The sequence below is a fragment of the Vibrio sp. 970 genome (assembly GCF_033339075.1).
Window position 1 is genome coordinate 1 of the sequence record NZ_JAWOTW010000174.1, and the last position, 847, is coordinate 847.

Genomic DNA, 847 nt, shown 5'->3' on the forward strand with positions numbered 1-847 from the left:
TTTCAATTTGACTATTGGGATAGGAATCAAAATAGTAAATCGCATTGCGAATCAAATTGAAAATGACAAAGTTAAACAGCGTCTCGTTGATTTTGGCGACAAAGTCGTTTTGAGTCGGAAGTTTCACCCTTTCGATGATATGTTCGTTTTCAAAACCGTATCGACTCACCGCAAGATCTACAGCTTTATGAATCGGAGTAAGCGAAAGGGGCTCATGTACAGCTGAAGTATCGCTGACTTCGCGCAAGATGATGTCGATGAGTTGGCGTCCACGCTGAATTGCTGCTTGGCCTTTTTCGATATCGCTTATGATCTTGTCATCGGATGCATTGCTATCAATGTGCTGTTTCAGCGCTTCAAATTGAAGCTGAACTTGCGCCAATGGGTTGCGCATTTCATGGGCGATCGAGTTGGCCAACGCGCGGCTTTGACGAATCTTTCTATCAGACTCAATCGTATTTTGTACGCGGATCAACAATGTTTGTAGTGCTGAAATCTCTTCGTTAGAAAACAGTTTGTTATCGCTTTTGTGTGAAGAAATCAGCAAATGTGAAACCGACTTTTCACGACCAAACAGTGGCATAACAAGTGCCGTGTTACTCGATCTCATGCGTTCATACAGAGCTTTGATTGAGCCTTTTGAAGACGGTTTTTCGTCGAGCCTTTCAGAGAGTTCGTCGAGCACCAAAACCGAATCATTGCTGTGTAAATAATCTTCGTAGAAGGTTTCGGTGTAGTTACTGGTTACGAGTTGAAGCTTGTCATTGGGTATGTTGAGTAATGTGCTCAACTGATGCACGGCATCGTCGATTGAGCGCTTAAACTCTTCTTCTAACGCTAAGATCTG

At 43.1% G+C, this 847-nt stretch carries 1 protein-coding gene; it reads right to left on the bottom strand.

Annotated elements, in window-relative coordinates; genetic code table 11:
• Positions 1-847, bottom strand: an 847-nt coding sequence (locus tag R7Q11_RS25505; RefSeq protein WP_318094451.1) for a histidine kinase dimerization/phospho-acceptor domain-containing protein, incomplete at both ends; no start/stop codon positions are given.